The 24,563-nt window shown below is 62.4% G+C and carries 22 protein-coding genes; 9 read left to right on the forward strand and 13 right to left on the reverse strand.

Features of this window, described 5'->3' with window-relative positions:
* Nucleotides 1-237: 237 nt before the first annotated feature.
* The 6 genes from FA94_RS33380 (at nucleotide 238) to tehA (ending at nucleotide 6,970) form a co-directional block, all read left to right on the forward strand.
* Nucleotides 238-1,758, forward strand: a complete 1,521-nt coding sequence (locus tag FA94_RS33380; RefSeq protein WP_035559765.1) for an ATPase domain-containing protein — start codon at nucleotides 238-240, stop codon at nucleotides 1,756-1,758.
* 6 nt (nucleotides 1,759-1,764) lie between these two features.
* Nucleotides 1,765-2,115, forward strand: coding sequence for a response regulator (locus tag FA94_RS33385; RefSeq protein ID WP_035559767.1), 351 nt, complete (start codon nucleotides 1,765-1,767; stop codon nucleotides 2,113-2,115).
* A gap of 185 nt (nucleotides 2,116-2,300) precedes the next feature.
* Nucleotides 2,301-3,734: an MFS transporter gene (locus tag FA94_RS33390; protein ID WP_035559769.1), complete on the forward strand. Its 1,434-nt coding sequence runs from the start codon at nucleotides 2,301-2,303 to the stop codon at nucleotides 3,732-3,734.
* Between the two features lie 16 nt (nucleotides 3,735-3,750).
* Nucleotides 3,751-4,950, forward strand: a complete 1,200-nt coding sequence (locus tag FA94_RS33395; protein ID WP_035559771.1) for a CaiB/BaiF CoA transferase family protein — start codon at nucleotides 3,751-3,753, stop codon at nucleotides 4,948-4,950.
* 2 nt (nucleotides 4,951-4,952) lie between these two features.
* Nucleotides 4,953-5,777 carry a citryl-CoA lyase gene (locus FA94_RS33400; protein WP_035559774.1) on the forward strand — a complete coding sequence of 275 codons (825 nt, stop codon included), beginning with the start codon at nucleotides 4,953-4,955 and terminating at the stop codon, nucleotides 5,775-5,777.
* A 179-nt stretch (nucleotides 5,778-5,956) separates the two neighbouring features.
* Nucleotides 5,957-6,970, forward strand: a complete 1,014-nt coding sequence (gene tehA / locus FA94_RS33405) for a dicarboxylate transporter/tellurite-resistance protein TehA (protein ID WP_035559777.1) — start codon at nucleotides 5,957-5,959, stop codon at nucleotides 6,968-6,970.
* Between the two features lie 106 nt (nucleotides 6,971-7,076).
* On the opposite strand, the gene bla is transcribed toward tehA, so the two are convergent.
* Complete coding sequence (gene bla / locus FA94_RS33410) at nucleotides 7,077-8,015, reverse strand: class A beta-lactamase (RefSeq protein WP_035559779.1); 939 nt, start codon at nucleotides 8,013-8,015, stop codon at nucleotides 7,077-7,079.
* Between the two features lie 99 nt (nucleotides 8,016-8,114).
* On the opposite strand from bla, the gene FA94_RS33415 reads away from it, so the two are divergent.
* The gene (locus tag FA94_RS33415; RefSeq protein WP_035559782.1) at nucleotides 8,115-8,993 is read left to right on the forward strand and encodes a LysR family transcriptional regulator; all 879 of its coding nucleotides are present in this window, start codon (nucleotides 8,115-8,117) and stop codon (nucleotides 8,991-8,993) included.
* Here the strand turns inward: FA94_RS33415 and FA94_RS33420 are convergent.
* Nucleotides 8,990-9,241, reverse strand: coding sequence for a hypothetical protein (locus FA94_RS33420; protein WP_035559785.1), 252 nt, complete (start codon nucleotides 9,239-9,241; stop codon nucleotides 8,990-8,992). The genes FA94_RS33415 and FA94_RS33420 overlap by 4 nt on opposite strands.
* A 53-nt stretch (nucleotides 9,242-9,294) precedes the next feature.
* Nucleotides 9,295-9,798 (reverse strand): lecithin retinol acyltransferase family protein, encoded by a 504-nt coding sequence (locus FA94_RS33425; protein WP_035559788.1) that lies wholly within the window; start codon nucleotides 9,796-9,798, stop codon nucleotides 9,295-9,297.
* A gap of 462 nt (nucleotides 9,799-10,260) precedes the next feature.
* Here FA94_RS33425 and FA94_RS33430 point away from each other — a divergent pair, with 462 nt between their 5' ends.
* Nucleotides 10,261-10,548 carry a hypothetical protein gene (locus tag FA94_RS33430; RefSeq protein ID WP_035559792.1) on the forward strand — a complete coding sequence of 96 codons (288 nt, stop codon included), beginning with the start codon at nucleotides 10,261-10,263 and terminating at the stop codon, nucleotides 10,546-10,548.
* A 5-nt stretch (nucleotides 10,549-10,553) separates the two neighbouring features.
* Nucleotides 10,554-11,324, forward strand: a complete 771-nt coding sequence (locus FA94_RS33435) for a PP2C family protein-serine/threonine phosphatase (protein WP_035559795.1) — start codon at nucleotides 10,554-10,556, stop codon at nucleotides 11,322-11,324.
* A 33-nt stretch (nucleotides 11,325-11,357) separates the two neighbouring features.
* On the opposite strand, the gene FA94_RS33440 is transcribed toward FA94_RS33435, so the two are convergent.
* The 10 genes from FA94_RS33440 to FA94_RS40030 form a co-directional block, all read right to left on the reverse strand.
* A complete protein-coding gene (locus tag FA94_RS33440; RefSeq protein ID WP_035559798.1) occupies nucleotides 11,358-12,710 on the reverse strand; it encodes a sigma-54 interaction domain-containing protein in 1,353 nt (450 codons plus the stop codon).
* Nucleotides 12,710-15,766, reverse strand: a complete 3,057-nt coding sequence (locus tag FA94_RS33445) for a peptidase domain-containing ABC transporter (protein WP_035559801.1) — start codon at nucleotides 15,764-15,766, stop codon at nucleotides 12,710-12,712. Before FA94_RS33445 ends, FA94_RS33440 begins: the two co-directional genes overlap by 1 nt.
* Before the next feature lie 41 nt (nucleotides 15,767-15,807).
* Entirely contained in the window at nucleotides 15,808-16,560 is a 753-nt protein-coding gene (locus FA94_RS33450) for a peptidylprolyl isomerase (protein ID WP_035559804.1), read from the reverse strand.
* A 37-nt stretch (nucleotides 16,561-16,597) separates the two neighbouring features.
* Entirely contained in the window at nucleotides 16,598-17,971 is a 1,374-nt protein-coding gene (locus FA94_RS33455; RefSeq protein WP_035559807.1) for a beta-barrel domain-containing protein, read from the reverse strand.
* Entirely contained in the window at nucleotides 17,949-20,612 is a 2,664-nt protein-coding gene (locus FA94_RS33460; protein ID WP_035559816.1) for an FHA domain-containing protein, read from the reverse strand. Before FA94_RS33460 ends, FA94_RS33455 begins: the two co-directional genes overlap by 23 nt.
* Before the next feature lie 239 nt (nucleotides 20,613-20,851).
* Nucleotides 20,852-22,393, reverse strand: a complete 1,542-nt coding sequence (locus tag FA94_RS33465) for an efflux transporter outer membrane subunit (protein ID WP_231585092.1) — start codon at nucleotides 22,391-22,393, stop codon at nucleotides 20,852-20,854.
* Between the two features lie 135 nt (nucleotides 22,394-22,528).
* Nucleotides 22,529-22,804 (reverse strand): hypothetical protein, encoded by a 276-nt coding sequence (locus FA94_RS33470; protein WP_035559819.1) that lies wholly within the window; start codon nucleotides 22,802-22,804, stop codon nucleotides 22,529-22,531.
* 280 nt (nucleotides 22,805-23,084) lie between these two features.
* Nucleotides 23,085-23,519, reverse strand: coding sequence for a DUF4399 domain-containing protein (locus tag FA94_RS33475; protein WP_035559822.1), 435 nt, complete (start codon nucleotides 23,517-23,519; stop codon nucleotides 23,085-23,087).
* Between the two features lie 47 nt (nucleotides 23,520-23,566).
* Nucleotides 23,567-24,070 carry a DUF4399 domain-containing protein gene (locus tag FA94_RS33480; protein ID WP_035559825.1) on the reverse strand — a complete coding sequence of 168 codons (504 nt, stop codon included), beginning with the start codon at nucleotides 24,068-24,070 and terminating at the stop codon, nucleotides 23,567-23,569.
* 333 nt (nucleotides 24,071-24,403) lie between these two features.
* Nucleotides 24,404-24,562: a hypothetical protein gene (locus tag FA94_RS40030; protein WP_459251939.1), complete on the reverse strand. Its 159-nt coding sequence runs from the start codon at nucleotides 24,560-24,562 to the stop codon at nucleotides 24,404-24,406.
* Nucleotide 24,563: the final 1 nt, after the last annotated feature.

The following is a 24,563-nucleotide window of genomic DNA, read 5'->3' on the forward strand; positions in this document are numbered from 1 at the left end:
GGCCGGCCAACCACCTCGGCCGACACCCCTCCCCGTTCCCCACCCGCACGACGCACCGCCCCGCCCGCTTGCAGTTCGCCAATCGCGCCGGGGCCGGATAGAATCCCCACCATCCAATGCCGACGCGCGCCAGCGCCGCTGATCAGCAGGAACGCGGATTGCTATCAAGTTTAGTTTGAGCGATAGCCGCGTCACGCACGAGCCGTCGCTTCTCCGCACTTTGAATGACACATCGACATGACTATCCACGAATCCCAGACGTCTTCCTCGCCGGAGCCCAGCCGATCGAGCGCGGCCCGGTCTGACGCGGCCCGCGCCAATGTGGAAACGGGGGTGCCGGGTCTTGACGAGATCCTGGGCGGCGGTCTGGTCCGCGGCGGCGTGTACCTGCTGGAAGGCATGGCCGGCGCGGGCAAGACGATTCTGTCGAGCCAGATTGGTTTTCATCGTGTAAGCCGGGGCGAGAAGGTGCTGTACATGACCTTGATCGCCGAATCGCACGACAAGCTGCTGAGCCACCTCAAAGGCCTGAGTTTCTTCGACGAGAACGCCGTCGCGCAGCAAATGCTGTTCGTGTCCGGCTATCACGAACTGATGCAGGACGGCCTCGACGGCTTCCTGAAACTGATCGCGTCGAGCATCTACGACTACCGGCCGAGCCTGATGATCATCGACGGTTTTCGCAGCGCGCGCGAATTCAGCGAAACCGAGCTGTCGCTGTCGAAGTTCATCCACGAACTGAACGCGCTGGTCGCGGCAATGGACTGCACCACCTTGCTGCTCGCGCCGCTCTCGGGCAACGAGCCGCATCCGGAACACACGCTGGTCGACGGTCTGATCGAGCTGAACCGCTATAACGACGGCATGCGCCGCGCCCGCGAAATCGAAGTGCACAAGATGCGCGCGCGCAATCATATGATGGGCAAGCACTTCTTCCGTATCGCCGAAAGCGGCTTGCTGATGTTCCCGCGCATGGAGGCGCAGTGCGCCGCGGCGCCCGGTCCGGTGGATCTGAAAACACGTCTCGGCTTCGGCCTGCCGCATCTCGACGCGCTGCTCGGCGGCGGCTTCGCGCAAGGGTCCACGACCACGTTGATCGGACCGTCGGGGGTCGGCAAGACGCTCCTCTGTCTGCAATTTCTCGCGGCCGGCGTGGCGCGCGGCGAACGCTGCGTGTACCTGGGCTTCTACGAAGGGCCGCAGCGGCTGATCGGCAAAGCCGAGGCCGTGTCGATCGCGCTGACCGACGCGCACGCGGACGGGCGTCTGACGATTCAGTGGCAGCCGGCCATCGAACTCGCCGTCGACGAACTCGCAGCCACCGCGCTCGCCACGGTCAAACGGATCGGCGCGACGCGTATCGTGATCGACGGTGTGGAGGGGTTCCGCGACTCGGCGCTGCGCACCGAGCGCTTCGGCCTGTTCCTCAACGCCTTTCTGCATCAGCTTCGCGAAGCCTGCGTCACCACCCTGCTCACGGAAGAACTGCCGCTCTACGCCGACCCCGGCCACGCGAAGAGCGTGCGCGTGTCGGCCTTGACCGAAAACCTCGTGCTGTTGCGCTACGCCGAAACCGACGCCGGTTTGCGCCGGATGATTTCGGTGGTCAAGCAACGCGAAAGCGCGCACGACACGTCGTTGCGCGAGCTCGTGATTTCGTCCGACGGTCTCGACGTGATTGAAAGCGCGGTCAGTCCCGCCAGTGTGGTCTCGGCGCCCGGCTTGTCGGCCACGCTGCAAGCGCGACGAAATCCCTAGCCGCCCATGAAAACCATTCTGGTCGTGGACGACGAGTTCGACATTCTCACGGTCTGGCGACTGCTGCTGGAGCGGCACGGCTATACGGTGCTGACGGCGTCGAACGGAGTCGCTGCGCTCGAACAGATACGCAAGACCCGGCCCGACATCATCGTGTCGGACTGCATGATGCCGATCATGTCCGGGCAGCAACTGTGCGCGGTGCTGAACGCCGACGCCGATCTGCGCGATATTCCAATCCTGTTGTGCAGCGCGGCGGCGGACATTGCCGTTCAGCCGAATCCTCATATCGAATACGCGCGTAAGCCGCTTTCATTCGACACCCTGCTGCAGACGCTGCAACGCCTCGCTCCGTAATCCAGCACCGGACGGTCAGTGACCGTTCCGGCAGCCTGCTCGCCCGCCCTTTCCGTTTAGCTCTCTAGGTAGAACCCCCGATTCCTGGCATCGCCTGGTCGGACTACTCTCGGCCAATCTATTCTATAGAACATCGTTCCGTCTAATAGAACGATCTGAACAAGAGACAGCCGAAGGAGGATTCCATGGCAAGCCTGCCGATCGATGCGCGACGCGCGTCGTCCGATTCAACCGCCGGGACGCCGGGGCTCACCCCCGGCATCAACGCGCGCATCGACCGTCTACCCGCCACGCGCACGGTGTGGATGCTGGTCTTCCTGCTGTCGATCGGCGGCTGGTTCGAGTTCTACGATCTGTTTTTCACCGCCTATGTCGGCCCCGGCCTCGTCAAGACCGGCATGTACGCGACGACCACCGCGTCGTTCTTCGGCGTGTCGGGTCTCGGCGCGTTCGTGGCGGCGTCGTTCGCCGGGCTGTTCATCGGCACGTTCTTTCTGGCGGGCATGGCCGACCGTTATGGCCGCAAGACCGTCTTCACCGTGTCGCTGCTGTGGTACTCCGTGGCAACGCTGATCATGGCGTTCCAGAGCTCCGCGCCCGCCATCAATCTGTGGCGGCTGATCGCGGGGATCGGCGTGGGTGTCGAACTGGTGACGATCGATACCTACGTCAGCGAACTCGTGCCGAAGCATCTGCGCGGCCGTGCGTTCGCGTTCGTCCACCTCGTGCAGTACACGGCGGTGCCCTCGGTCGCGTTCCTCGCGTGGTGGCTGGTGCCGCGCACGCCGTTCGGACTCGACGGCTGGCGCTGGGTGGTGATCATCGGCGCGCTGGGCGCGGTGGTGGTGTGGGCGATTCGCCGGCGCGTGCCGGAAAGCCCGCGCTGGCTCGCGCAACAGGGGCGCACCGCCGAAGCCGAACAAGTGCTGCAGACCCTCGAAGCCAAGGTCGCCGCGCAATACGGCAAGCCGTTGCCGCCGCCGGTGCCGACCGTCGAACCGGCCACCACCAAGGCGGCTTTCCGCGAAATCTGGCAACCGCCGTATCGCCGCCGCGCGATCACGATGCTCGTGTTCAACCTGTTCCAGGCAATCGGTTTTTACGGCTTCGCCTCGTGGGTGCCGACGCTGCTGGTGTCCAAAGGCGTGACGATCACGCACAGCCTGCTGTACTCGTTCGTGATCGCGATTTCGAATCCGTTTGGACCGCTGATCGGCATGGCAATCGCGGACCGGATCGAACGTAAAACGCTGATCGTGCTGTCGGCGCTCGGCATCGTCATTTTTGGCAGTCTGTTCGCCACGCAAACCTCGCCCGCCATGCTGATGACGCTCGGCGTGCTGATCACGTTGTGCGGCACGCTGCTGTCGGTCGGCTATCACGCGTATCAAACCGAGCTCTTCCCCACGCGTTTGCGAGCACGCGCCGTCGGCTTTGTTTACTCGATGTCGCGTCTGTCCGCGATGTTCTCGGGCTTCATGATCGCGTTCGCGTTGCGCCACTTCGACGTGACCGGTGTATTCGCGCTAATTAGCGTGTCGATGGTGATGGTGATGGGGGCGATCGGCATTTTCGGACCGCGCACCAACAACCTCAATCTCGACGAAATCTCGCATTGAAACAGAGGCTTTTGACATGACGCTGCCACTGGCTGGAGTCCGCGTACTGGACTTATCGAATGTATTGGCGGGGCCGTTTTGCGCGTATCAACTCGCGCTGCTCGGCGCCGAGGTGATTAAGGTCGAGCATCCCGAAGGCGGGGATCTCGCGCGGCGGCTGGGTGCCGACAAGGAAGCGTCGGCGCGCAACATGGGCGCCTCGTTCGTTGCGGTGAACGCGGGCAAGCAGTCCGTCACGCTCAATCTGAAAGACCCGCGCGGCAAGGAAATTCTGCGCGAGCTCGTCAAGACCGCCGACGTGCTCGTCGAAAATTTCCGGCCCGGCGTGATGACGCGCCTCGGTCTGGATTTCGACGCGTTGCGCGAGGTCAATCCGACGCTCGTGTATTGCGCGATCTCCGGCTTCGGCATGGACGGCGAGTTCGCGAAGCGCCCGGCCTACGATCAGATCATTCAAGGCATTTCCGGTGTGATGAGCGTGACCGGCGACGCCGACAGCGCGCCGTTGCGCGTCGGCTATCCGGTGTCGGACACGGTGGGCGGCCTCACCGCCGCGTTCGGTATCTGCGCGGCGCTGCTCGACGCGCGGACCACCGGACACGGCCGCATGCTCGACGTGTCGATGCTCGAAGCCACGCTCGCAACCATGGGCTGGGTCGTGTCGAACTACCTGAACGCCGGTGTCACGCCAACGCCGATGGGCAACGAGAACTTCACGGCCGCGCCGTCGGGTACCTTCAAGACCGGCGACGGCCCGCTCAATATCGCGGCCAACGAAAACAAACAGTTCGCGAGCCTGTGCGAACTGATCGGCCGCGCCGATCTGCTCGACGACCCGCGCTTTGCCGAACGCAACGCGCGCAAGCTGAATCGCGCGGTGTTGAAAGCGGAGATCGAAGCGGCGCTCGCGAGCGATAGCGCCGCGAACTGGGAAACGAAATTCTTCGATGCGGGCGTGCCGGCCGGCCGCGTGATGTCGGTACCGGAAATCCTCGCGCATCCGCATCTGGAGTCGCGCGCGTTTATCCGCGAATTTGCCGGCACGCACGACACCGACCGGCAACGCGTAACGCGCGCGGGTTTCCGTCTGCATGACGCGGACACCGCGCCCGCCACCCCCGCGCCGGTTCTCTCGGCGCACACCCGTGAACAACTCGGCGCGCTCGGCTACGACGACGCGCGGATCGACGAACTGCGCGCCGAAGGAGTGATCTGACCATGACGCAAACATTCGACGCGGCCAGGCTCGCCGCCGACTATTGGAGCACCTCGATCATCGACATCCATCCGGGGTCGATCAAGGTGCGCGGCTTTCCGATTCAGGAACTGATCGGCAACGTCAGCTTTCCGCAGATGATCTGGCTGATGCTGCGCGGCGAACTGCCCGACGCGGCGCAGGCGCGTTTGTTCGAGGCGGCGCTGGTGGCTTCCGTCGATCATGGCCCGCACGCGCCATCAATCGCGATTTCGCGGATGGCGACCAGTTGCGGCCTGCCTCTGAACGGCGCGATGGCCTCGGCGATCAACGCGCTAGACGACGTGCACGGCGGCGCCGGACAGCAGGCGGTCGAACTGTACGACTCGATCGGCGCGCTGATGGAAGCGGGCGCGACGCTGGAAGACGCGGTCGAACAAGGCGTGGATGCTTTTACGGCGGCGCACGGCAAATATCTGCCCGGCTTCGGCCACCGTTTCCATCCGGTCGATCCGCGCGCTGTGCGACTGCTCGCGCTGGTCGACGCAAGCGTCGCCGAGAAACACATCAGCGGACGCTATGCGACGATCGCGCGCGGCATCGAAGCGCTGCTCCAGCGCCGCAAAAGCAAGCCCGTGCCGATGAATATCGACGGCGCTACCGCGGTGATCTACGCCGAACTCGGTTTTGCGCCGGAACTGGCGCGCGGCGTTTTCTGCCTGTCGCGGGCGGTCGGGATTCTGTCGCACGCGTGGGAGCAGCGCGGACGCCATGAGCGCAACAAGGGCCCGATGCCGCGCCAGATGAACTACACGTACACGGGCGAGCCCGAGCGTCATCTGCCGTGAACGGGCCGCTCCTCAGCCCGCGACGCCCGCCCAAACCCGCCGCCCCACGTTGAGACGATCGCGCGATTTGTTGAGTTTTCTCCGCGTTCACCGTAATGCCGCCGCCTTTTACAGTACGTCATCGAACGCGCAACGCCAGAACATCGGAGCGCGTCGCAACGACAGTGGGAGGTGCGGTCATGAACGGCAATCGTGGGACGATTCCAGTGAGTTTCTTCGGCATCGCGGTGGGCGCGCTGGCGCTAGCCAATTTGTGGCGTGTGGCGATCAAGGTGTGGCACCTGCCCACCGAAATGGGACCGTTGGTGACGGTCGCGGCGCTGGCCGTCTGGGTGGTCCTGTTGGCGGCGTACGGACATAAGTGGCTGACGAATGCCGACGAAGCACGTGCCGAAATGCAACACCCGGTGCAATCGTCGTTCGCGGCGCTGGTGCCGGTATCGGGCCTGCTGGCCGCGCAACTGTTGCAGCCGTATGCGCATACGCTGGCGCTCGGTTTATTCGGCGTGGCGATGGTCGTGCAACTGACCCTCGGCGTGTATCTGCATGGACGGCTCTGGCAAGGCGGCCGTAAGCCTGAACTGAGCACGCCGGCCATGTACCTGCCGAGCGTCGCATCGAGCTTCGTTGCGAGTACGGCGGCCGCGTCGTTCGGTTTTCATCAGCTCGGCGTGCTGTTCTTCGGTGCCGGCCTGTTTTCATGGCTCGCCATTGAATCGATGCTGCTGCACCGCGCCTCCGTGCTCGAACCGCTGCCGGCAGCTTTGCGCCCGGTGCTCGGCATTCAACTCGCACCGCCGGTTGTGGGTGGCGCAGCGTACCTGAGCCTGACCAGCGGTACGCCCGATCTGTTCGCGCTGATGTTGCTCGGGTATGGCGTCTATCAGGCTGTGATGCTGCTGCGCCTGCTGCCGTGGATTCGCCAGCAACCCTTCGCCCCCAGCTATTGGGCCTTCAGCTTCGGCGTGGCCGCGTTGCCGACGATGGCTGCCCGGATGGTCGAACGCGGTGTGACGGGTCCGATCGAATGGGCTGCGCCGATTCTGTTTATCGCCGCGAACGTGATTATCGGCATTCTGGCGGTGGAGACGGTGAGCCTGCTGGTGCGAGGCAAGCTGATTCCGCCGGCCACGACACCGGCTCGGTTGACAACGCAAATGCGGGTCGGCTCGCGTATCGCACGGACCCACTAGGCAGCTCTTCGAGCGAGGCGCGTCAGGCGCCTCGCTCAAACGCATCAGCACGCAACACACGCAGCGCCCCTCGCTTCAATCCCGTGCTTTATCCATCCGTGTCCGCTCAAACGGACTGCACCACCAACGCCCCAACCTCCGCGATGGCCGCATTGCAGCGCGCCGCGTCACCATTCGTTCCGGTCAGATAGACCGCCACCAGCACCGGCCCGCGCCCGGGTGGCCACAGAATCGCGATGTCGTTGGCCGTGCCGTGATCGCCGGTGCCGGTCTTATCGCCGACGCCCCACTCCTGCGGCAGCTTCGCGCGAATCCGCGCGCCGCCGGTTTCATTCGCCACCAGCCATGCAAGTAGTTGCGCCCGAGAGGACGAAGACAAATGCTCGCCGAGCACCAGCTCGCGCAAGTTGCCGAGCATCGCATTCGGCGTGGTGGTATCCCGCGGATCGCCGGGAATCGCTTCGTTCAGCATAGGCTCGATCCGATCCAGACGCGTGATGCCGTCGCCGAGATCCCGCGCAAATGCGGTCAATCCGGCGGGACCGCCGAAGGTGGCCAGCAACAGATTGGCCGCCGTGTTGTCGCTCAGCGTGATGGCCGCCTTGCACAATTCGGCGATGCTCATGCCCGTGTCGCCGGTTCGCTCTCGCGTATGCCGGCTCGTGGCCGGCGAGTTCGGCACCAGATCGCGCTGCGAGAAAACGACGCGGCGCGCCAGATCCTCCTGACCGCGATCCACGCGCGTCAGCACCGCGCCCGCCGCCAGCACCTTGAACGTGCTGCACATCGGAAAACGCTCGTCGGTACGCAGGCCGGCGTGCAAACCCGAGGTCGTATCGACGATCGATACACCGAGCCGCCCACCGCTTTCCGCCTCGATCTGCGCAAGCCGCCGACGGATCGTTTCCGCTTTCGCCAATTCCAGTCCCGCCGCAGCCTTGCCTGTTTTCGGCACCGCCTTGCCGAACGCGCCCACGCTGCCAACCGCAACCCCAGCTATCGACACACCCAGCACTGCGCCCGCGAATTTCCGTCTCGTGATCATTGCCGCTCCTTGTGTGAAGCCGCCACTATCGGTTTTCCGCCGCGCGCTGACAAACGATGATAAGTTAGACGACTCCCAAGAAAATCTTATGCCTTCGTCATGCGACCTTATCTGCCACTGAACGCGCTGCGGGCCTTCGAATCGTCGGCCCGGCATTTGAGTTTCACGCGCGCGGCACTCGAATTGAACGTGACCCAGGCGGCCGTCAGCCAGCAGGTCAGAACGCTGGAAGAGCGTCTGGGCAGCGCCCTGTTCAAGCGCCTGCCGCGCGGCCTTGCCATGACCGACGAAGGCCTTGCGCTGCGACCGGTCCTGACCGACGCGTTCGATCGCATCGAAGCGGTGCTCAAGCAGTTCGAAGGCGGCCACTTCCACGAAGTGTTGACGGTCGGCGTAGTGGGCACGTTCGCGGTCGGCTGGCTGATGCCGCGCCTCAAATCGTTCCGCGACGCGCATCCGTTTGTCGAACTGCGGCTGCAGACGAACAACAATCTGGTCGATCTCGCCACCGAAGGCCTCGACTTCGCGATCCGCTTCGGCGACGGCACGTGGCCCGGTTCGCTCGCCACGCGCCTGCTCGATGCGCCGCTGTCGCTGCTGTGCGCGCCCGAGATCGCCGGGCGTCTGTCGAAGCCGGCCGATCTCGTCGACGAAACCTTGCTGCGCTCCTATCGCACCGACGACTGGATGAACTGGTTCAACGCGGCCGGCATTCCGCCGCGACCGGTGCGCGGGCCCGTGTTCGATTCATCGCGACTGATGGTGGAAGCGGCCATGCAGGGCGCGGGGATCGCGCTCGCTCCTGCGTTGATGTTCGGTCACGAGATCAACACGGGCCGCCTGGTGCGGCCGTTCGATGTCGACGTTCATGCGGGTAGCTATTGGCTGACCTGTCTGAAGGGCAAACCCATGACGCCGGCCATGCTGCTGTTCAGCCAGTGGATCGTCAAGGAAGCGGCCGTCCAACCAGGGCACTAGGAAAGCGCCGCGCGGCGATGGCCGTTCATGGCCGGCCGCTCGACTTGCGGCGGGAACACGTTCCACGAGCCGTCGTCGTGGCGAAAGAAGAAGATCGACAGCAAGCCGCCTGGCCGCAATGCTTCCACGCAGACGTAGCGCTGATGCGAAGCGCGGTGGCAAAACTGCACGACGCGGGCGGGCATCGACGGGGTCGGGGCGAGCCATTTGTCGACGGCCCAGTGCAAGGTCTTTTCTGCGGCAACCATGATGCTCTCCTTGAATCGTTCAACGCTCGAAGCTTGAATTCAGTGCGATCCGCTTACGCCAGTTGCGCGCCGAGTTGAGCACCGGTTTGAACACCCCGGCTGCCATTTTCGACAAAAGCCTTCACGAGGCACACCAGCGTCTGCATGCCGGCACGCGGATGACGCAAGCAGCAATGCACCTGTTCGCTGCGGCTTTCGCCGAGCAGGCACCATGCGCAGAAGTGCTCGCAATTGTTGGTCAGAAGCCGATAACGGTTTTCACCGAGACGGGAACGCGCGCGGCTCACGGCTTCGTCGCCGACGTAGCGGGCGGACGGAGTCGCGCGAACCGTCAGCGGATGGCCGGCGGCGAAGCGCTCGATTTCCACTTCTTCCACCGGACCGCGATGCGTCGAACTCGCGAAGCCCGCGTAATGCACCACGCGGCCGTTGCCGACATAGATGCCGTGGTGTTCGTAACCGCGGCGTTGCGTGACGAGGTGCGCGCCGATCGGCAGGTCGATGGTGGACACTGCGTCGCTGGCTGCGCGGTTCGTCGGGAGAAGGTTTGTGTTCATGGCTGGCCTCGCATCAATTTCCAACACTGTTGCGAGAGCTTTTGCATGATCCGGGCCATGCGCGGGGAAGCCTTTGTTTAAAGGCCCTGGCGCTATACCCATGGCGATTCGGCGGGGCGATGTGTGGGTGCCGAGCCAACAGAATTTGATGCGGAATGTTGGTGCGTGTCGTTCTGTTGCGGACACGTTACGGGGTTACAGCGCGGACACTGGCGAGGTCTTATCCGTCGTTTCGATGTGTTGGGTCCCACACCGTTTCGCAGCCGCGCTTGTTGGTTGACAGCCGACCTCTAACGCCGCGCACGCCGCCTTGCAGCGCGGCCGTCCGCGCGCAATCGACCAGCCATCAACACGTTGCGGACACAACGTCGAACGCCGCCTTCTATTGGCATAACCCTTGCAACATCGAAGTCAAATCCTAGCTAACAACGCGCCTGCGCACGCGGCCAACCGGAGAACGACATGGCTTCCATCACAGTGAACGACCTCACGCTCAACCTCGCGCTCGACCGTAAAGCGATGGCGGCGATCCGCGGCGGCGGCGGCGCGCCGTGGGTATATGGCTGGATTCAACCTTATGTGCGGGAAACGCCGAGCATTGGTCCGGTCGTCAACCTGTACGAGGTGTCGAACAACTTCTATGCTAACCAGATGATCAACCAGTTCCAGTCGGTCGACGTCCACAATACCGGCGCGAATTCGAACATCAACGTTTCCCCCGACGCACGCAGCAGAAACGATACGGTGTAGCCGTTGTGACCTGTGCCAGCCCCTTTCGCTGGACGTCGTCCGCGCGTTCCGACGCCGGACGCGTCCGCGAGATCAACGAAGATGCCTGCCTCGACCAGCCCGAACTCGGACGCTGGGCCGTCGCCGACGGCATGGGCGGGCACGCGGTCGGCGATCTGGCGAGCCACCTGGTGATCGACACGCTGAGCCGGCTCGCGTCGCCCGTCAGCATGAAGACGTGCGTCGCCGACGCGCGTGCGCGCCTACAGGCCGCGAACCGTCAACTCAGGGACGAAGCCGCGCGCCGCCAGGTGCAGCGTATCGGCAGCACGGTCGTCGTGATGATTGCGTGCGACCGCTTCTGCGCCTACGTGTGGGCAGGAGACAGCCGCTTATATCTGGCGCGCGAAGGGAGCCTGCGGCAACTCACGCGCGATCATAGTCAGGTGGAACAACTCAAGTCGCTCGGCGTGATTACGGAAGAAGAGGCGCGCCATCATCCCGCGCAGCACATGATCACGCGCGCGGTCGGCGCCACCGATTCGCTCGAACTCGACGACGATGCGATTGAGGTCGCCGACGGTGACGTCTTTCTGCTGTGCAGCGATGGCCTCAGCAATGAGGTCGCCGATGACGAAATACTCACCGTGCTAACTACGGCTTCAGGTGACACGGCGTCGGAGGAACTGATCGCGCTGGCGCTGGCGCGCGGCGGCCGCGACAACATCACCGCCGTGGTGGTGCGCGCGGAAGATCCTTATGCATCGGATAAGACCCTGCTGAATCCGGCGCCTTAGCAGCACGTTAGCGGCACCTTAGGCGCAGCGCGCTCATGCGTCGCTGTCTTCCTCATCGTGATCGTCGTTTTTATTCGCGGCCGCCGCGCTCCGATTGCGAAAGTCCTTTGAATGCAGCCCGTGTTTTTTCAGCAACATCTGCAAATGCGAGCGGTTCATGTCGATACGCCGCGCCAGTTCCGCCACCGTGCCGCTTACTTCGCGCAGGCCTCGTTCGAGAAAAGCCTTTTCGGCGTCGTCGCTGGCGGCGCGCTTGGCGTCGCTCAATGACATCAGATTCGCCACGCTGATCGGCTCCTGGCCGTTTGCACTCGCCGCATTCGCCAAGGCCGCAACCGATCCCGGTGCCGCCGGTCGCATATCGACCGGCAGGTGATCGATATCCGCCATCTCGCCGGCGAGACACGACAACCGGTACATCACGTTGCGTAACTCGCGGATATTCCCCGGGTACGCGTAATTCAGCAGAAAGTCCCGCAAACGCGGGGTCAATCTGATCGGCCTGCGTTTCAACGAGCCCGCCGCTTCATCGCCGAACCATGCGATCAGCAACGGTATTTCGTCGCGACGTTCGCGCAACGGCGGCAGCGTGACGTGAATCACGCTCAGCCGGTAAAACAGATCCTCACGAAACCGGCCCTCTTCGCTGAGCTGCCGCAGATTACGATTGGTCGCCGCGACAATCCGGGTATCCACTGCGATCGTTTCGTCGGAGCCTACCCGTTGAATCTCGTGTGCTTCGAGCACACGCAGCAGCTTCACCTGACCCGCCAGCGGCAACTCGCCGATTTCGTCGAGAAAGATCGTGCCGGTATGCGCACTTTCGAATTTCCCTTTGCGGTCATTCGAGGCCCCGGTAAACGCGCCCTTCCGATGCCCGAACAATTCCGATTCCAGCAGGTTGTCCGGAATCGCGCCGCAGTTCACCGAAATAAACGGTTTGTCCGAACGCGAACCGTTCGCGTGGACCACTTTCGCCATCAGTTCTTTGCCGGTGCCGCTTTCACCGTCGATCAGAACCGGCAGATCGGTCGGCGCGGCTTTCTCCGCGATTTCGAGCGATTCGAGCAGGCGCGGATTGTCGCCGAACGTGCCTTCGAAAATAAAACTGCGCTCCAGCAGCGCTTTTCTGCGCGCACCGCGAGAGAGTTCGACACGCTCCTGCGGTTCGGCGGCCACGGCCGCCTGCACGAAACGCTCCTTGTGCGAGAGTTGCATCACCTCGTCGCGCAACGACGTGGCTTGCCGCAGGAGCTTGTCGATATCGCCACGTTCCAGCCGCGACGACCAGCGCAGCGTGGAACGCAAGATCTCGATCCGTTCCAGCAGCCCGGCATAAGAAATCGCCGGGCTCGCCTCCTCAATCTGGTCGAGTATTTTCATCATCACGCGCTCAGTTGCTTCTGGACCAGTTGGTAATACATGCCACCGCGCGCGATCAGTTCGTCGTGACGACCCTGTTCGACAATCGCCCCTTCGTACAGTACGATAATCTTGTCCGCGCGCATGATCGTGCTGAGCCGATGCGCAATGATCACCGCCGTTCGGCCCTTCAGAATGTCGTGCATATTGCCGAGGATATTGCTTTCCGACTGCGAATCCAGCGCCGAGGTCGCCTCGTCGAAAACCAGCAGACGCGGATCGTGATACAGCGCGCGCGCAATGCACAGCCGCTGGATCTGCCCGCCGGAGAGTCCAATGCCCCGCTCGCCGACAATCTGCTCATAGCCGAGCGGCATCTTGCTGATAAAGGCGTGCGCGTCGGCCATTTTCGCGACTTCTTCAATGCGGCGCCGCTCGGGCGCGTCGTCACCGCTCGCGATGTTCTCCGCAATCGTGCCGGAGAACAGCAGATTGCTCTGCATCACATAACCGATCTGCGCGCGGTAATAGGCTTTGTCTACCACACCGAGATCGTAGCCGTCGATCGTCATCTTGCCTTCGCTCGGCGTATAGAAGCCGACCAGCAATTTGGCCAGCGTCGTTTTGCCCGAACCGCTGCGCCCCACGATCGCCACCAGCTCACCGGGTTTGATGTCGAAGCTGATGTTCTCGAGCACGTACGACGAATCGTTGTCGCCGTAACGGAAATAGACGCCGCTCAGGCTGATTTCGCCCTGCAATTCCGGCAGCATCACGCGTGACGGCAAATCCTGCGGCTTCTGCTCGGGCTCGATGTCGAGCACGTCGCCGAGGCGCTCCATCGCCACGCCCGCATCGTTCAACATGCTCCACAAGCCGACCAGGCCCATCAACGGACCGAGTACGCTGCCCATGAACGCATTGAAGGCGATCAACTGACCGATCGTCATCTCACGCGCCAGCACCAGGTTTGCACCGACCCACAGAATGGCGATCGTCGTCGCCGCGTTCAGCAATTGACTGCCAAGGCCGACGAGAATATTGAATGCGTGCGCGCGGTACTGCACTTCAAGCGCCTTCGCGTACTTCTTCTCCCAGCGCAATCGCACCGGCCGCTCGATCCCCATGCCCTTGATGGTTTCCACACCCGCGAGCGCTTCCATCAGAAACGACTTCGACTCGGTTGAAGCGGTGAACACCTCGCGCGCGTAGCTTTTAATTTTTGGCGTGGCAATCGCAGTCAAGGCCATAATCGGAATCACGAACGCGATCAGCACCAGCGTCATCTTCACGTTGTAGACGAACATGATCGTGAAGTAGATGAACACCATCAGCAGGTTCAGCGCAGTGGTCACCGTGGACTCGGTGAGGAACGCGCGGATCGTCTGGTTTTCCTGGAAGCGCGCAAAAATATCGCCGGTCTTGCGCTTGGCGAAAAACGAAAACGGCAACGAGAGCGTGTGCTTGAAGAACTGCGACATCATCGCGAAGTCCATGTTGCGTACCATGAAGTTCGCGAGATAGGCGCGAATCGACGACATCAATTGCGAAAATACGTTGGCGATAATCAAGCCGCCAATCAGCAGATGCAGCAGGCTGACGTTTTGATGCACGATCACGCCGTCGAGAATGTTCTGAATAATCAGCGGAGGAATCACGCCCAATACCTGGATCACGAAGGTGGCGAGAAACAGGTGGCCGAGAATCTTCTTGTACGGCGTGAGGTAGCCGACAAAGCGAATCCAAGGCGAACGCGCGGCCGACATTTGCAATAGATGCGGGCCGCCCGTAAATAGCAGACACGTACCGCTCCAGCCACGCTCGAAATCTTCCACGCTCATCTTTCTGAACCCGACTGCCGGGTCCGCCACCCACACGTAGTCTTTGGAGAGTCCATACACCACGACGTAGTGATAGCCCTCCCAATGCACGATGAACGGCAGATCGAAGCCGCGCAGCGAGTCGAACGTGCACTGCACGCCACGCGCGGTGAAACCGAGCGATTCACCGGCGCGCGCCAGACTGTCGAGTGTCGCGCCCTGGGTCGTGACGTTGGCCAGCTCGCGCAACTTGCCGAGCGTCATGGGAATGCTGTAGTGGCGACATACCATTGCGAGGCACGCGGCGCCGCAATCCATCTCTTCGGCCTGCTCGACCAGCGCGAAGCGTTTGATCACCTTCTCGCCGAACTCCGGTTTGCTCTGCAAGTCGAGCATCAACGGTAACTTGCGCCGCTGTTCGAGGCGCTTTTGCCGTTGCAATTCGCGGTCGCCGTAGCGAATCCGTTCGTCGAGCACTTCGCGGAGTTTGGGGTTGCGCTCCAGGATGAAATGGACGGTGCGCTCGGGAATCACCAGCAGGCGTGTATCGGTCACCGCCACGGCCGAGGCCATCTGTTCCTGGCGCATCAAACAGGCTTTTTCGCCGAATATTTCCCCTTCGCCGAGCGTGGCGAGCGTGTAGTCGTGGCCCTCTTCCTGCCGGACAATGCGCACTTCACCTTGCCGCACCACGTAGAGCCGCCGGTCGTCGCGGCCCTCCTGCCTGAAGATTTCCTTGCCTGCCGCCACACGTTTTACGCCGACGCTACGCACGTATTCCTCAAGTTCCACCTTGTTCAGTTTGCCGCGCAGATCGAACAACTGCGCGACGAAGCCGCCCGCCGAACTGATCGCCACGTAACTGGCCACGAAGGCCAACGCGGCCTGGTTGCCGGTGATAACCAGTTCGATCGCCTCGCGCGGAATGAACAGCAACTCGGTTTTCGCCGACGCCCGCACCGACGCTTCGTGGGCATAGGCGCGCAGCATCGCGATGTCGGCGAAGATCTCGCCCGATTTGCGCACGCCGATGCTGGTTTCCTTGCCGTGTTCCTCGGTGAAGAGCCGCACCGTGCCGGAGCGCACCACGTACAGACCGTCGGCTGTCTCCCCCGCAGAGCAGACGGTTTCGCCGAACGAATAGAACCGTGCCTGCGCGTAATCGGCAAGACGGTCGATCTCATCGCGTGAGAACGGCGACAGAATTTCCACCGAGGCGAGAAACTCGGCGGCTGAGGGCGCGGTCTGAGGGGCGTCCATGGGCTTGCGGACCTCCGTTCGGCGTGGCGGTTGCGGATCGGTTAGCGCGCTTCGATGACGTGCTCCTGCGCACGCGCGATCAGCCAGCTTTCGCGCAACAGGCGCCGGACTTCGGCGGCCACGTCGTCATCGAGCGCGGCCGGATATTTGGCCGTCACCGCGAAGATCTCAAAGCACGAGCGATCCGCCGACGGAAACGGTCCGAGCAGATCGCCCACCGCCGCGTTGAAGATCTTGGCTTCAATGTCCGCCTTCAGCGACCCACGCAACACCTTGCCGATCACGCCGCCCGCCTCGCGGGTATCCGCAATGGAATGCTCGCGCGCCATGTCGGCAAAGCTCTCCGGATCGTCGTGCAGATACGAGATCATTTCCTTCGCCTTGCCCTCGCTGTCCAGCACGATATGGCTCACCTCGATCGCGTCGAACTTCGGCGAATTCAGCGCGAAATAGTCTTTGATCGCTGTGTCGTTGCCGACCTCGTCGAGCATCTTCTCCTGATACAGCCCGTCGGTAATGAAGGCCTCGAATTCGTCGAGACCAACATGGAGCGCATCGAGGTATTGATTCATATCCGTCGCGCGGTGTAATCCCCGCACGCGGCGGAACTGATCGGCGCGCTGCTGGATTTCGTCGGCGCTGACCGTCAAGCCCTGCTTCCTCGCCGCATGCACCGTGAGCTTGTCGCGCACAATCTGCTCGATCAGGCTCTCGAACTGGCCGGTCAGTTTCAGAAGACGAATGAACTCGGCCACATCCACGACTTCATCATCGATACGCACTATCGCGGTCATGTCATCCGCTCCTTTTATGGACGTGTGATTCGCGTGTTCAACCCGCCACCTCGCGGAACGGATCGAGACCCAGATCGATCAGGCGCCGCTCGCGCACCACGATTTCCGCACTCGCCGTCATGCCATAACGCAACGGATAGCGAGTGTCGGCAATCTGGTAGTAGTTTCGGTCGAGCGTGACGCGGCCCTCGTACACCGGTTGTTTGTCCTGCTGCGACGGTTTGGTCGCCGGCGAGATATAGGCGAGCGTGCCGCTGATCAGCCCGTAGCGCTGATAAGGAAACGCGTTGAATTTCAGTTTGACCGGCAGGCCTTCGTGCAGAAAAGCACGGTCGTGTTCGGCGATCTCGATCTTCAGCACGGGCCGCGCATCTTTCGGTGCAATGCCGCCGAGCGGCGCGTTCGCCTGGATCTTGTCGCCGCGCTGGGTCGACGTGACGTCGGTGATAACACCCGAAACCGGCGCGAGGATCAGCAGAAAATTATCTTTGTCGATGTTCTCGAAGCGGATTCGCGCCGCCGCTTCGGCGACCAATCGCGCACTCTGCAGTTGCAGGCGCGCCTTGTCTTCGGCGTCGGTGATATCGCGGACCGCCGAGTCGTATTGCAGTTGCAGATCCGTCGTCTGCTGTCCGCTCGTTTCGAGTTGCGCATTCGCCTGCGCGTATTCGTGGCTCAGGCGGAAATCCAGTTCCGCGAGTTTCGATTGGGCGACCCGGTAGGCGTTGTCCGCTTCCAGCGCGGCGGTGCGCTTCTGTTCGACCTGCAATTCGGCAATGCCGCCACCACCTGGTTGCGCGAACAACTGTGAATAGCGGTCCAGTTCCTGGCGCGCCGCTTCTCGCGTGCGGCGTGCGTTATCGAGCACGCTGCGCGCTTCGTCGAGTTCGGCTTTCTGCCCTTCGGCAAGCTTGGTGGTGCCTTCGGAAACACGGTTTTCGTGCAGGCGTGCTTCCACTTCCATTTGCGCTTTCAGCGCCGCGGCTTTGCGCTCCATCAGCGCTTTCTTCTCGGGAAACTGTTTCCAGTCGCGCTCGGCATCTTCGAGTTTGAGTTGCGCTTGCAGCGCATTGCTGGCCGCTTCGATCGCGCCGCGCGCATTCAGCCGCGCCAACACGTCTCCCTTCGATACCGGCTGCCCTTCGGCGATATACAGATCGGCGAGTTCGCCGTCGATTGGCGCATAAATGCGGCGCACGTCCGACTCCGGCGACAAAGTGCCTTGTGCGCTGACAATCACATCCGCGCGCCCCACGAACGACCACAGCAGGCCGGCCACCACCAGCGCGACCATCGCCCAGATCAGCGCGCGCGCGAGCCGCACCGGCTCGGCGGTCAGGATCGCGATGCCCTCGACGCTGTGATCCTCCAGCGCCTCGGACAGCGGCCTAGGGTGATGGTCGCGTTTCACTCTGCTCGTCTCCGATCAACGCCAACTTGGCTTTCAGCAGTCCCGGATCCAGCACCATGCGCAATTCCGTCAGCGAGCGACGCTGCAAATCAGCTTCGGCGTCGATGTCGGCAAGCAGCCGGTCGAAGTCGGCGGGATGGTCGGCCTTCAACTGCGTAAATATCCGCATGCCCTGCTGCGCCGCGGTCTGCGCGTCGGACAGCAAGCGCGCCTCGCTGCGAAAGCCCGGCGAAATTCCCGCTTCTAGCCGTTGCGTGCCGCCAATCGGCCCACTCGCGCGATATTGTTTCCACAGGCTCTGCGCGCGCAGCAGCAGATCTTGCGCACGCGCCAGCGCTTTATCGTGCAGCGCGGCCACGTCTTTCTGGATCGACTGCGCGAACCACACATCCGTGACCGGATCGAGGCTCGCGTAGAACGACAGCAAACGCTCGTCGTAATCCTTGCCGCCGCGCGTTTTCTGTAGATCGCTGAATTGATCGAGCAAGGCCTTCTTATGCGTCTGCTCCGCTGCGAGCACGTCGGACCACGGTCCCGCCGGCATCGCGGCCAAACCCGCCAGCGCCTGCTGGGCGTCGCCGCGCTGCCACGCTGCCGTCACCGCGGACTGCTGCTGAATGACATCCTGCGAAGGCAGACGGCTCGCCGCCAATTGCTGAAACTGCGCCTGAAACGGCGGCGTGCTGAAACGCGTGGTTTTCAGCATGGCGAGCAACGGCGCCAATTGCCGGCTAAGCGCGGCATTCAATAGCGCCGTGTATTGCCGCAAATCGTCGCGCACCCGATCCAGGCCCGCGAGACGCGGATAGCGCTGCGCGTAATCGTCGAGCACGGCGGGCAAGGCGTCGGGTTTGTCGCGCGCCAGCTCGGTGCGGATTGTTCCGTTCAGACGGTCGATGGCGGCCACGTACACCGAATCGTCGCTCTCCAGTTTGCGCAGATGGCTGAGCGCCTGCGCATAAGGCTCCGCGAACACCGGCACGTACGATGCGATGCGGTCGAGCGCGCGCTGATGACTTTTGGCGTCGTCGTCCCAGCGTTGCAGCAAACCGTTGATGGTGGTCTCGTCCGCGTACATGCGAATCGGCGCTTCCATGCCGCCGCGCACCGCGACGAAACGCTCCAGATCGCCGACCCATTGCAATTCGCCGATCAGCGACATCGCGTCCGCATTGTTCGTGCTCAATGAGCGCATCTCGTTGAGCAGCGTGTCGGCCTGATCGAACTGCGCCTTTTGCAGCGTATTCAGCCAGTCGGGGAGACGCGCTTTCAGCAACGCCTCGCTGGCCAGCGCGCTGACTTTCGTATCGGCGGGATGATCCGCGAGGTAGCCTTTCGCGGCCGTGACTGCGCTGTTGTAATCGCCACTCGCCAGCAGGTCCTTCAATTCGCGCTCGGACGAGCCGCGCAGGTAGAGCGTCGACACGAGTGCAATCAGCACGACGAGGCCGGCGCCGCCCCACATGGCGATTCGCCGCACGCTCGTGCGATCGCCACCGGCGAACGCCTTGCTGAGTTCTCCCGCCATGAGGCGCCAACGATGCGTGCGGCCCTGTGTGGCGCTCTTATTGTTGGCACCGTTCGAACCGCGCGCGTCGGCGGCATGGGTCGCACCGTTTGCACCGTTCGCGCCATTTGTCGCATTGGCGCCGTTCACATGCTCCGCGATGCGCGCGTCACTCAGGCCGTTCCCCGCTCGCGCCGCCGAGCCGGTCGCGTCGCGCTTGCTCGGTCCCGACCACGGTTGGGCGGCCTGATTGACTTCGTCCTCGCGTTGCCGCGCCGGATCGACGCAAAAAATATCGAGGAACGAATTCGCCGCGCCGACAAAGGTGGTCTTGTCGGTATCGGCGGCTTCGTCGGCGGTGGGGTGGAATACGAGTTGGGTCACGGTGGGCTCGACTTCAGGGGGCTTCTGCAGCGTCACCCTGTAGACGAAGTGATCTCCCCCAAATGCAACCAGGTTGCCATCCGCCAGCGGCAGCGCGGATTCGTCCAGGCGTTTTCCGCCAACGAATGTGCCATTCGTGCTGCCGAGATCTTCGACATAGAACTCGCCACCCTTCAGGAAAATATGCGCATGACGCCGCGAGATGTAATTGACCTGATGCGGGTAGCGCTCCCTGTAGCGCGAGAAAACCTCGTCGGCTTTGCTGATCAGAAACGGAAAGGCCTGCACTTCGATGGGCTGCAGGCCGAGGTCGTCGCGCTGCGGCACCAGCAGCAGCGCCGACACGGGCGACGAGCCGGCTCCCGCCACGATTCGCGCGCGCGGCTCGATACTCACCCGGTAACAGAGCTCGCCGCCGAAGCACAACTCGTCGCCGGCGCGCACGCGGGCCGGCGTTTGCCGCACCGCGACGCCATTCACGGTCGTGCCGTTCTTGCTCTCGAGATCGGCGACGTAAAGCGCGCCCTGCTCCGTGAAAACGCGTGCGTGCCGGCGCGACAGTCGCGCGATCCGCTCTGCGGGGTAATCGGTGAACGGCGCCTCGCTGCGGCCGATCGCGAACAGGTTGTCCACGATCCGGATCGCGTCGAGCGCGGGGCGCTGCGCGGACGCAACGGGAGACAGCACTACGTCGAAGGCAGTGCCCGCTGTCACGCGCATCTCAGCAATCGGAGCTTCGCCGGTGGCCATTTTATCTGGATCACTAAGCGTTTACCCGTTGCGAAAAACACGCAACGAAAACGGCACGAAGAACTGCAGCGAAATGAGGTTGTTCGAGCGAGCCGCGCGAAAGCCGGCTCCTTAAGGATTGTAAGTCACGCATGGCAAGTGTCAATTTCCGGATGGTCGGTGATGAAGGCAATCGGCGCGTCATCCGCAGCCGAAATACCCGCGCTGCGCGCCACGTTGCGGTTTAGCTCAATGTTCTCTCAGTGTTCCTTTACTTCGGCCTGCACGTCGACGCTCGGCCAACCGCCGCCGAGCGCTTTGTAGAGGAGCACGGTGTCGGACAAAATCAATTGATGGTTGGCGAGTAAAGACTGTTGCGCATCCAGCAGCGTGCGTTCGGTTTCGAAAACCTCCAGCTGAGACACCACACCAAGGCGCAATTGCGACTGAATCTGATCCGCGACGATCTGTAAGCGGTCCACCTGCTGCTGCAACTCCACCCGCTGCTGCTTGTGCGAATTGAGATTGACCAGCGCGTTCTCCACTTCCTCGAACGCGCCCATCACAGCCACGCGATATTGCTGTTCGGCAACTGTCGATTGCGCTTTGGTGACTTTCACATGCGCGCGCACGCCGGGATCGAGCAGCGGAATGTTGATGCTCGGCATGAAGCCGTAGGTGAACGATTTCAGCAAGTCGGTCAGCGCGAAGCTGGCCGTGCCGCCGTGCCCGGTGAGGCTGATGGTGGGCAATTGCGCGAGCTTCGCCTGGCCGACCAGGTCGTACGCTTCGAGCACTCTGAATTCCGCGGCCACCACGTCGGGACGCCGTGCGAGCAATTGCGCGGGCAGGCCGTCGGGAACGGCCGGCAATTGCACGCGTTGTTGCAAATGGCCTTTAGGCAGTTGAAATTCGCCCGCCGGCACGCCGATCAGCGTACACAGCGCGTTATTGGCGATATCGCGCGAGCGGCGCAGTTCGAGCAACTGGTTCGTCAGGCGATTGATTTCTGCCTGCTGCCGCAGCACCTGGGTTTGCGGCACGATGCCGTTGCGGCGCTGGCCTTCGTAGATCGAGAGAATCAGTTTGTTGGTGACGAGGGTTTTTTGCTGCTGCTCGATCTGGTCGTCGAATTGCAGAATCTGAAAGTACGTGCTGGAAACGTTCGATACCAATTCCAGATAGCCCGCGCGCCAATCCGCTTCACTGGCGTGGAATTCGGCCTTCTGCGCCTGAACGCCTTTTTCGACTTTGCCCCAGATATCGATGTCCCAGTTCACCTGAGTCGCGAGGTTGTACTGCTTCGAGAACGTCTGGCCGGTGGTCTTTTCGAAGTCCGCGCCGGCGCCGAGATCCATGGTCGGCAAACCGCCCGCTTTGGCTTCGCCGATCTGTGTGCCGGCGACGTCGATCCGCGCAGCCAGCACCTTGATATCGAAGTTGCCGGCGATCGCTTTCGCGATCAACGTGTCCAGATACGGATCACGGAAGCCTTTCCACCAATCGGGTTCGATCGTCGCGGCGGCCGATACCGGCGCACCCTTCTGGTCCGACCATGCGGTTTTTGCGGGTGTATCGGGACGCTGGTAAGCGGGCATGCTGACGTCGATACACGCGCCCAGCGAGAGCGCGCAGAGCGTCGCGGCGCAGACAGTGCGCAGCGTGTGCGCCGAGGCTTTGCAGAAGCGCTGACGGACCGGGAAATCAAGCAACGCTGACACGATGGTCTCCGATGACACCCATTTCGCTGCATGAGCAAAACGCACCTTGTCGATCGGCCACCTCGTATGCGACTTCAGCATTGAAGCTTGAAGCGGTTCAGGGAATCGGGCGATGGTGTTGGAGCGTTGGGGGCGTAAAAAGAACGATTGATTGCGAAATCTTTTTGAGGAGCGAACCGCGGAAGCCGTTGTGGCCTCCGCGGTTTTCAACGCCGGTCAGACGTTGATGTTGTTGCTCGCGGTCACATGCGGGTTGATCGTGGTCGTGACGCCGGCCACGAAAGCCGCGTTGTTGCCGTTGGCGTTCTGGATGCTCATCGACGTATTGATCAACTGGGTGGCGTCGACGGTCTTGCTGTTATTGGGCGCGTACACCGGCGCAAAGCTGAAGTACGACGAAGACGGGAAGCCGTAGCCGCCGCGCACGGCGCTCATGGCCTTGCTGTCGAGTTGGGCGGTGATGGACAGGTCTTTGATGGTCAGCGTGTTCATGGTAAATCTCCTGGAAGGGAAGCTGCACAGTCTTGCGGTTGGGTTCGAGCATCTTGTCTGCTCGAGTGTCACTAATGCATGGGCTGTGCCAGTTTCGCTTCACGCTCCTAAATAAATCGCCGAACCGCTGTGGATAAAGGGCTGCGGGGAGTCGTCCCGTTACTCGGCAAATCACGGCAGAGAAACCGCGCGCCACGAGTGGTGGCTCGCAGCCAACAACCGGTGTGATGCTGTTGGTTGCGGCGTGACACCGAGTCGCGCAGACGAAAATCGCTCGACGTCATCGCGCGATCACCGTGATCTTCTTCGAGTACACCGGCGGATTGTGCGGCACATGCATGTCGTCGCCCATCAGCAATTGCAGCGTGTGTTTACCCGGTGGCAACTGAATCATGGTTTCCGTTTCACCCGCACCGAAGTGCAGATGATTGCGGTCCGACGGAATTTCCTGATCCATCGGCGGCAGGTCGGTGTCGATCAGCAAATGATGGTGGCCGGTATTCGGAAACTTGACGCCCTTCGGCGCCACGCCCATGTAGCGCAAGCCGAACCACACGCGGAACGGTTTATTGGCCGCGACTACCTGGCCATCGTTCGGATAGCCGATGTAGGCATAAGCGCCGGCCGGCGCCGGTGTCGTCCCGGCGGTGGCGGGAATCGACGAAATCAAAGCCGCCGACGCCATGAGCGCCGCGACCGCGATGATCTTGAACATGAAGGTCTCTCCGTCCTGACGGGCCCGCGTGGAAGCAGCGGGCAGCGCTAGTCTTTTTGCACGGTGATGGTGATCTTTTTCGAGTACACGGGTGGGACATGCGGCACGTGATTGTGATCGCCGAGAATGAGTTGCAACGTGTGCTTGCCCGGCGGCAACTCGATGCGCGCGTCGGTTTCGCCCGCGCCGAAGTGCAGATGATTGCGATCCGACGGAATTTCCTGGTCGAGCGGCGGCAGATCGGTATCGATCAGCAAATGGTGATGGCCGGTGTTCGGAAACACGACGCCTTTCGGACACACGCCCATATTGCGCAGCCCCATGCGGACCCACAGCTTGCCGCCGTGAATCACGGCGCCGTCGGGAGGCCAGATGATGTACTCCTCGGCGCCCGGTGGCGAAGGAGTTTGCGCGGCCGCCATGGCCGCGCGTGACGCGACGCAACCGAGTGCCGCAGCGAGAATCGCGCACAAAGCGGTACGACGCGTGGCGAAATGCGCCGCCGCGTCATGCTGCTTGCCGGGATCGACGTGGGTGTGAGTTCTTCGCATAGCGCACTCTCCCGAAGAGGGTCATGGCCATCTCGGCCGCGCAAGGCAGACCGAGTGTTCCAGCCGAATTTCGCGGGCGCTCGCTCGATGGGTCGGCCGCCTAGTTAAAACGACCGTACCGCGTTACTTTGTGAATTAGCTTAGGACGTAACTTGCCAAAAAGATACGCCACACTCGTTAACCGTATAGCGCAATGAGGAGAAGCAGACCCTGGTGACGCGCAAAGCGCGTGCTATCGTTATTAACAGGTTGCAGATGGATGGTCGATAGCGGCATCGATACCTTGTCCGATGTACTCCGGCGATTGCGGCGTGCGTCGCGGTCCTCGAATGCCTATGTTCTGTCCGGATCAAACAGGATGTGAAGATGTGGCGAATATTCCTGCTGGTATGCATGGCCGGGGCCATTCAGGCGCATTCGGATAATGCTCGCGCCGCGACGCAACGCGACGGCGCGAGTGACACGACGACGAATACCGCCGCTGGTTTTCATG

The organism is Burkholderia sp. 9120 (genome assembly GCF_000745015.1).
Classification (GTDB): Bacteria; Pseudomonadota; Gammaproteobacteria; order Burkholderiales; family Burkholderiaceae; genus Paraburkholderia.